Annotated in this window: 9 protein-coding genes; 3 read left to right on the forward strand and 6 right to left on the reverse strand. The window is 54.9% G+C overall.

The window, feature by feature from the left end; all coding sequences use genetic code 11:
• Positions 1-322: 322 nt before the first annotated feature.
• The 4 genes from MUU53_RS19715 to MUU53_RS19730 all read right to left on the reverse strand — a co-directional run bounded on the left by MUU53_RS19715 (position 323) and on the right by MUU53_RS19730 (position 3,822).
• Positions 323-817, reverse strand: coding sequence for a HugZ family pyridoxamine 5'-phosphate oxidase (locus MUU53_RS19715; protein WP_247262413.1), 495 nt, complete (start codon positions 815-817; stop codon positions 323-325).
• Positions 814-1,872, reverse strand: coding sequence for a choline ABC transporter ATP-binding protein (choV, locus tag MUU53_RS19720; RefSeq protein WP_247262414.1), 1,059 nt, complete (start codon positions 1,870-1,872; stop codon positions 814-816). Before choV ends, MUU53_RS19715 begins: the two co-directional genes overlap by 4 nt.
• Complete coding sequence (gene choW / locus MUU53_RS19725; RefSeq protein ID WP_247262415.1) at positions 1,869-2,714, reverse strand: choline ABC transporter permease subunit; 846 nt, start codon at positions 2,712-2,714, stop codon at positions 1,869-1,871. The genes choV and choW overlap by 4 nt, the downstream gene beginning before the upstream one ends.
• Positions 2,715-2,871: 157 nt before the next feature.
• Positions 2,872-3,822: a choline ABC transporter substrate-binding protein gene (locus tag MUU53_RS19730; RefSeq protein WP_247262416.1), complete on the reverse strand. Its 951-nt coding sequence runs from the start codon at positions 3,820-3,822 to the stop codon at positions 2,872-2,874.
• Between the two features lie 210 nt (positions 3,823-4,032).
• Between MUU53_RS19730 and MUU53_RS19735 the strand changes: the two genes are divergently transcribed.
• From MUU53_RS19735 to MUU53_RS19745, 3 genes are all read left to right on the forward strand, one after another.
• Positions 4,033-4,485: a pseudoazurin gene (locus MUU53_RS19735; protein ID WP_247262417.1), complete on the forward strand. Its 453-nt coding sequence runs from the start codon at positions 4,033-4,035 to the stop codon at positions 4,483-4,485.
• A 93-nt stretch (positions 4,486-4,578) separates the two neighbouring features.
• Positions 4,579-5,361, forward strand: a complete 783-nt coding sequence (locus MUU53_RS19740) for a hypothetical protein (protein WP_247262418.1) — start codon at positions 4,579-4,581, stop codon at positions 5,359-5,361.
• A gap of 38 nt (positions 5,362-5,399) precedes the next feature.
• Positions 5,400-6,560: a DUF2333 family protein gene (locus MUU53_RS19745; RefSeq protein ID WP_247262419.1), complete on the forward strand. Its 1,161-nt coding sequence runs from the start codon at positions 5,400-5,402 to the stop codon at positions 6,558-6,560.
• Between the two features lie 66 nt (positions 6,561-6,626).
• Here the strand turns inward: MUU53_RS19745 and MUU53_RS19750 are convergent, their stop codons facing one another.
• Together MUU53_RS19750 and MUU53_RS19755 are read right to left on the reverse strand one after the other, a co-directional pair.
• On the reverse strand, positions 6,627-7,037 hold the full coding sequence (locus tag MUU53_RS19750) for a PAS domain-containing protein (protein ID WP_247262420.1): 411 nt from the start codon (positions 7,035-7,037) through the stop codon (positions 6,627-6,629).
• 99 nt (positions 7,038-7,136) lie between these two features.
• Positions 7,137-7,862: a helix-turn-helix transcriptional regulator gene (locus tag MUU53_RS19755; protein WP_247262421.1), complete on the reverse strand. Its 726-nt coding sequence runs from the start codon at positions 7,860-7,862 to the stop codon at positions 7,137-7,139.
• Between the last annotated feature and the right edge of the window lie 134 nt (positions 7,863-7,996).

The following is a 7,996-nucleotide window of genomic DNA, read 5'->3' on the forward strand; positions in this document are numbered from 1 at the left end:
CTCCTAATGCGAGATAACAATGTAACTGTAAAATACCAACTTAAGGCACCCATTGTATATCCCTAAATTCTACGTATCGGGTGTACACCTCCAAGTAGGCACTGATAAGTATGATATTTTAGATGTTTCGACTATTTAATCGCTTAACTGGCAAGGTAAAACGTTAAATCTGAATGATTTATCATTGTCGATTATTCCAACATCGCGATATATGCGCAACTTAAAGGAGAACCTAATTTAGAAAAATGTCTAACTCGTGAATCTTTTTTCCATCAAAGAAGTCATCCATGATTTCTTACGTAATCATCCCCTAAAAGCCGGTTTATGCTCTACATACTAAATCTTGACCTTCAAGACGGAAGGCTTTCCCAAATCCGCCATTTAGCGAGCCTGATTGCGGCATCAGGCGAAAAAAGTAGAAATCTGGAAGATCGATATAGAGTTGAGCCTTTGAGTGGCGGGCCAGAAAGCGGGTCCGCAGCGCGGAAAAATGGGGGTGCTCGCGCGTAAATTGCTCGGCCTGAGCCTGAACGCTGAGGCGAGGGTAGGCCAGTGGATCCCCCTTGCCGGGTTCCCCTACCAGAAACGAACAGCGACCATCTGTCTTCAACGCACCAGTATGCGCTGCCAGCGCAGATACGAGAATGAAGGGTACGCCGTCTTCATCCAGAGCGATGATCGTCCGACTGATGCTGGGCCAGCCCGTTGCGGGCTCCAGAACTGCAAGCGCAACCCATGGCGCTTCGGACATCAACTGACGCGCCAGTTGGCGCGCCTCGTCATCCGTGGGTCGCAGGACGGAGGGTTTGTCATTCATGAAGATGCCTCCCTGCGGCGGTGACGTGTAAGGCCAATGATTACCTCATCCGCCGAAATGGAGCCGATGATTTCGCCATTATCTATAACGCCGATCACCCCCGGTTGTCGTGCAAGCGCATCAAGAATATCAACAAGCGGTGTCGTCGGCCTCGTTGTTCCGGTGACAGGCAACGCCTGAGACGGCCCCTGTGTGCCTGGCCGCATGACGTCGGCTGCCGTCAGCATGGAGATCGGGTTCATGTTCTGAACGAAATCGGCCACATACTGGTCAGCCGGTGCCCTGACGATTTCCTGCGGCGTGCCGCACTGGATGATGCGGCCGCCTTCCATAATGGCGATCCGGTTGCCGATACGGAAGGCTTCATCCAGGTCGTGGCTTACAAAGAGGATGGTCTTCTTCAATCTGTCCTGAAACTCTAGAAGCTCGTCCTGCAATCGGGTGCGAATGAGAGGATCGAGAGCCGAGAATGGCTCGTCCATCAACAGGATCGGCGCGCCTGTGGCGAAAGCACGGGCCAGACCGACGCGCTGCTGCATGCCGCCGGAAAGTTCTCCTACCTTTCGGCTTGCCCACTTAGCCAGATTGACCAGTTCCAGTTGCTCGGCCACCCGGCGGTTGCGTTCTGCTTCCGCAATACCCGCCAGTTCGAGACCGAAGCCGACATTTTCGGCAACGCTTCTCCACGGAAGGAGGCCGAACTGCTGGAAGACCATGGAGACCGTGTTCATCCGCAGATCTCGCAACGCTCTGGCGGAACAGCCATAGGGGTCCACGCTTCCCTTGCCGGTCATCACGGTTACGCTGCCACGGACCACTGGCGCCAAACCGTTTACTGCACGAAGAAGTGTCGATTTTCCGGAACCCGAAAGTCCCATCAGAACCAGAATCTCGCCCTCGCGGATGGTAAGCGATGCATTGGCGACGCCCAGAACCTGTCCAGTTTCCGTGCTGATCTGATCGCGTGTTTTTCCCTCGTCGACGAGAGCCAACGCCTGCTGCCAGCGATCGCCGAACACGATGTCCACACCGCCGAAGATGATTGCATCGCTCATGCGCCTTCTCCGTCGGTATCGGTGCGGAACATGCGGTCCAGAATGATGGCAAGAATGACGATGCACAGCCCGGCTTCAAAACCCCGTGCGATGTTGACGGTGTTCAGCGCCCTGACGACAGGAACGCCCAGGCCATTGGCGCCGACCAGGGCTGCGATCACGACCATGGACAGGGAGAGCATGATGGTTTGGGTCAGGCCCGCCATGATCTGCGGCATCGCAAAGGGCAATTCTACCTTGCGCAAGACCTGCGAAGGCGTGGCGCCGAAGGCAATGGCTGCTTCCGTCAGCGCTCCCGGTGTGGAGACGATGCCGAGCCGGGTAAGGCGGATGGGAGCAGGGACTGCAAAGATGACGGTAGCTATCAGCCCGGGCACCATTCCCAAGCCAAACAGGATGAGGGCTGGGATCAGATAGACGAAGGTCGGAATGGTCTGCATCAGATCCAGAATCGGACGCATCAATTCATAGAGCCATGGCCTTCTCGCTGCCGCAATGCCGACCGGAATGCCGACCGCCATGCTGACGGCTGTTGCAGCCAGAACCAGAGCGAGTGTTTCGGTCGTTTCCTTCCAATAGCCCTGATTGATGATGAGCAGGAGCCCGAGACAGGTAAAGAGAGCAAGGCCGATAGACCTGCGCAGATAGAAGGACAGGCCTGTCATCAGCGCAACAATGACCAGCGCATGTGGCCATTGCAAAAGAAACAGAAGCGCATTGATGACTTTTGAGAGGAGGGCAGAGAGTTGATCGAAGAACCAAGCGCCGTTCTGCGTCAGCCAGTCCACGAATTTCTTGGCCCACATTCCAATCGGAATACGGTGTTCAGTCAGGAATTCCAAAGGCTTCTTCCCGTGTTGCAGTCGTCACGACGAAAGGGCAAGACGCATATGAGGCGCTAAGCCCGGCGATAAAGCCGACCGGGCAGGGGTGCCCAGCGCGGAAATGCCAGAAGCATGCGGGGCGGCCTGCCTGGCCGCCTGACTTTGGGAGGTCGTATCAGAGGCCGAGTTTGGCCTTGACTGCGGGAAGACCGTCCTTGCCATCCACTGTCGTGACACCGGCCAGCCAGGGTTCAACGGCCTTGCCATTCGCCTTCAGCCATTTCGTGGCTGCAGCCTGCGGTTCGAGCCCGTCATTGAGAATGCCACCCATGATTTCGTTTTCCATGGCAAGGCTGAACTTCAGATTGGTGATGAACTTGCCCACATTCGGGCATTCCTTGGTGTAGCCTGCTCGGGTGTTGGTGAAGATTGTGGCGCCGCCGAGGTTCGGGCCGAACACCTCATCACCGCCCGTGAGGTAGGTGAGCTTGAAGTTCGCGTTCATTGGATGCGGCTCCCATCCAAGAAAGACGACGGGCTCCTTCGAACGGTCGGCGCGGGCAACCTGCGCCAGCATGCCCTGCTCGGAGGACTCCACAACCTCGAAGGATTTGAGTCCAAAAGTATCCTTGGCGATCATGTCGAGGATCAGGCGGTTGCCGTCATTGCCGGGCTCGATGCCATAAATCTTGCCGCCCAGTTCCTTGCTGAATTTTGCGATATCCTTGAAGTCCTTGATGCCGAGTTCAGCACCCTTGGCGTTCGTCGCCAGGGTATATTTTGCACCTTCGAGATTGGGACCGAAGGACTCGACGGACTTGTCATTTAGGAAGGGACGAACATCGTTTTCCTGCGTCGGCATCCAGTTGCCGAGAAAAACGTCGATATCCTTGTTCTTGAGCGACTGGTAGGTAACCGGCACGGACAGAACCTGAACCTGCGGCTTGTAGCCGAGCGCTTCCAGGATCACCGATGCGGTTGCGGTTGTGGCGGTTATATCCGTCCAGCCGACGTCCGAAAATCGAACGGAACTACAGCTTGCAGGCTCGGCGGCGAGCGCCTGACCGGATACCGCTATCAAAAGGCTGACAGACAGCGAGAGTTTCAGCGAGGTTTTTGCGTGCATTGAACTGCTCCGTTTCGTGGTTCCCCAGCATTATCAATATCTGACCTGTGCAAGCAAGCTTGCCCAAACGCGCCGCAACGGGCAGTGGATTTGCGACAATTGAGCATGATGACAGTTGATCTTGATCAAGGATAGTTTCTGTCGCCAGAGTATTTGGTTCTCCTGAAATTCAGAGGTGGAATCGCTCCGCCGGATAAACAGGAAACGATCATGACCAGTTTCAACAGAAGTCTAGCCGCCACAGCACTTGTTCTTGCAGCCCTGATTGCAGGATCGGCGCAGGCCGCGGACCATGAAATCAAGATGTTGAATAAGGGAGCTGATGGCGAGGCCATGGTGTTCGAACCAGCTGCGTTGAAGGTTGCCGTGGGCGACACCGTGAAGTTCGTACCAGTCGACAAGGGGCACGATGCGGCGACCGTCAAGGAATTTCTTCCTGAGGGTGTCGAGGAGACCAGGGGCAAGATGAACCAGGAGCTGGTTCTCAAGATCGACAAGGAAGGTGCCTACGTCATCAAATGTACGCCACACTGGGGAATGGGTATGGTTGCGCTCATAGTGGCCGGGGACAAGCCTGCCAACCTTGAGACGGTGAAGGCGGCCAAAATGGCCAAGAAAACACGGGATAGGCTGGATGCCGAACTGAAGACGCTCGGTTTCTGACCGTAAAGCGCACCGCCATATTGTGTAAGGCCAAGCTCTCTGTAAGAAACTTGAGCATGTAAGTTGTTCGCTGGAGTCAGCATGGAAACTCCAATGCAGAAAGCAGAGCCCATTGCGTTGGACCCTCTGGAACGGCGCGTGCTTTCGCTTCGCGAAGGGCTGGAAATGGCTGTGCAGCAATTGGCAGCGGCGGACTGTGCCTATGCTACGGCTCTCGAAGGCATCGACGCATGTCTTTTGGAATGGCGATGGGTCGAGAGTCAGTTTGCGCGCCTTACGATGCAGCTCGACCGCCACGCCAGTGCTGTCATCCGCAGCGTCGCAGGCCGCAGCCAGGCCCGCAGGAAAACTTTGCTCAGGCGATTATTTCGCCTCTCGGGCGACCGCGTCTATCAGAGCGATGAGGATGCTGCCCATATCCTTGCCGATACCTTGGTGCAGCGTCACCGGCTTCTCCTCATGATCCAGAATCAACGGGAATTCCTGGCCGGGCAGCTGTTCCTGCTCGAGGCGGAACTGGCAAGACGTTTCGCTGAGTTGCAAGCCATACCATTAGGTGCTGGCAAAGCTACAGAAGAGCTTGGTCGTCGCATCGACATGTTGCAGGATCTGGCTGACGGCGTGATCGGCATGACTGCCAGCGCGAACCTCATATACAACAAGAATCTTGTGGATGCGGAAGCGAGTATCCTGGCTCTCACCTCGCTTGAAACCTTAAGCTGGCGGTCTCTTGCGGAAGCGCTTCATCTGCTTCAGACATTGTTTCAGCGTGCGGAACGAGGATTGTTGTCGGTGCGTGGCATTGCCCACCGAAAGACTGTTATCGACGAAACATTTCAACGCAAGCTAGCGACCACTCGACAAGCGCGCCATTGATGCTTACCTGAGCACAAACGACGGGAGAGCCATTGGGCATGGGTGCACTTTCAGCCTTATTGCGACGCGCAGGGGAAACCACAATACAAGGCTTGAAGCTCTTCGGCGCATGGCTGTTGTGGCCCGTCATGGCAGCGCATGGCTGGTACCGCCAACGTAATCTCCTGATAAAGCTCCCAATCGGTGCTTTTCTTGTGCTCTTCTTTGGCCTGTATGGCTATTTCATATGGCAGACGCAGATCTGGACCGGTTTCGATCCGAACTTTGTGGATCGATACAAATTTCAGGATCGCAATGTCGGTGCGGGGCAGGAATTGCCTTCGTCCGTTCAACCAGCCACCCAACCAACGGCCGCAATCGCGCCTCCTGCATCCGCGCAGCCTCGTCAATGCCAGCCGTCCGGGATTGTGGAAGTAGCAGCCGACCTTACCGATACAAATGTGAACCAGAATGCCTGGATTTCGTCCATGCTGATGTATCGACTCGGTTTCTTCGGGCTCGATTGGGATCGCACCCCGTTTCTCGATAACAAGGCTGCGTTCCAGCGAGGCGTGAACCAGACCGTTCGCCGTACAGCAGTCGAACTTGTCGATTCTCTCGGTCGCGTGCGCGGAACATCCGGCATAAATGGAAACCTGCAGGATGCGCGCGGTAACCTCCAGTTCGATGAGTACTCCTGGTACTTCGGTCTCCAGCCGTTCGGATTTAAAACGCCGACCCCTAGCTACTACCGTGCGGCCATCAACAGTCTTCGCAAGTTCAACGGCGATCTGGCCTCATGCAACGCCGTGTTCGATGGCCGTGCCGACAATCTGGTTCAGTTTGTCGACCGTATTGCCAACGACCTGGGGGCAACCTCTGCGATCCTGCGAGAGCGTTCTGAAAACTACAATGGCGGCTGGTTCGATACGCGGGCCGACGACCGCTTTTGGTTCGCCTATGGCCAGCTCTATGGCTACTACGCCATCATGAGTGCGGCGGGCGCGGACTTCAATCAGGTCATTCGGGAGCGCAATCTGAGTTCTATCTGGAACGATACGCTCGAACAGTTTCGTGGCGCCCTGAAGATTCGACCGCTGATAATCTCCAATGGCGCGGAAGATGGCCTGATCATGCCGTCTCATCTGGCGACAATCGGCTTCTACACACTGCGCACGCGTTCCAATTTGGTTGAAATCCGGTCGATCCTAGACCGTTGAGCGAGCAGCCAGTTTTGATGGAGGGGATACGGCGAACTGCGTGCCTGACGACGATAGCGAATCTCGCTATAGTTTCAAATCGGCGGTGCTATCGGTTTCATACCGGAAGTCGCAACGGTGCGGTGGAACTTCAAAAGCAATTCCGACGATCTCGCCGCTGGTGCCGAGCTTTGCCCGGAAACGACCAATAGAGCAGACGTAGCGATAGGTCACTTTATCGGACGAAATCCGGTGGATCTTCTGGTAAGCCATCGGATGAGCGGAGGCGACTTCGTGACTTTCCATTACGCTGCTCAGGTCGTCAGGATGAATACGAGCGATGATCTCCATCATGTTGATGGGGCCGTCGGTGTGCTTTATTCCGTAGAGCCTGCTGTAGGTGGCGCTACAAAAAGTATGACCACTATCTAGATCGAGCCGCCACAAACCGACCTGATTGAAAGTTGAAAAAATTTCAAAGAATTCGGCCGTCGACAAGCCGAAGTCCTGCAACGTGTCGATCTTTCCAATTATGGACCCGGATTTTGACAGCAATGGTCGAACCCTTATTGACACTTATCTGATACGCCTTGTTTTCTAGCTGATTAAGCGTAGGCGGATAGCTTTTGCTACCAGTTGGGTTCGATTTACACAATCCAGTTTCTTTATTGCCTTATTCAGATAGGCATTAACAGTATGGTCGGATAGAGACAGAATATCTGCAATCTCGGATGATGTTTTGCCTTGCGAGGTCCATTTCAGCACCTCAAGTTCGCGAGCTGTCAAAATGCACTTCTGCGCTGGTTCAGTGCGGCGTACGCGATCGAACACGCGGAAGCACTGCAGCATCAACATGCCAACCTCATTCAATTGAGGCAGTGTCAACACTTGACGATCGCCATCCAAACGCAACACGAACATGGAACCGTCTGACGAACTGAAGGGCATGGCTACCCCCGTCGTGATACCGTGGGCTTTTGCCACCCGCCGCAATGGGTCAGGAAAGTCAAGCGGCCAGCCGTCGTCATACTGCTCTTCATAACTCCAGCAGAGAGGAAGTGCCATATTTTTCAATAGAGGTACTAGCGGGCAAGCCGACAGAAGGCGCAGCCGGTCGAAATCGCGCAAGTACGTGCGCGGAATGTTTGTCTCTACCATTAGGGGTTCGAGTAGCGAGTCAGAGGCGGCGGGCGCGCTCATCAGGGCAAAGTACTTGAAGCCGAATTGCTTTGCCAGTTTGGCCAGCACTGCCACGACCGCAGCGCGCGAATCCGCTGTGGAAATTTCTCGACTCAGAAGCGAATGCCGTTCAAGCGTAATCATAAATTTCCGTTCGTTTGCCTGCGCTAAACTGCAACAGTTCGAAGATAGCCGAAGCCGTTAGAGGCTGCCTCAAAAAGAGGTGGGTGATTTCAAGAGGTTATGATTCCTTCGGATTTGCGAGATTCGATGGAGTT

Source organism: Affinirhizobium lemnae (assembly GCF_022968395.1).
GTDB lineage: Bacteria > Pseudomonadota > Alphaproteobacteria > Rhizobiales > Rhizobiaceae > Neorhizobium > Neorhizobium lemnae.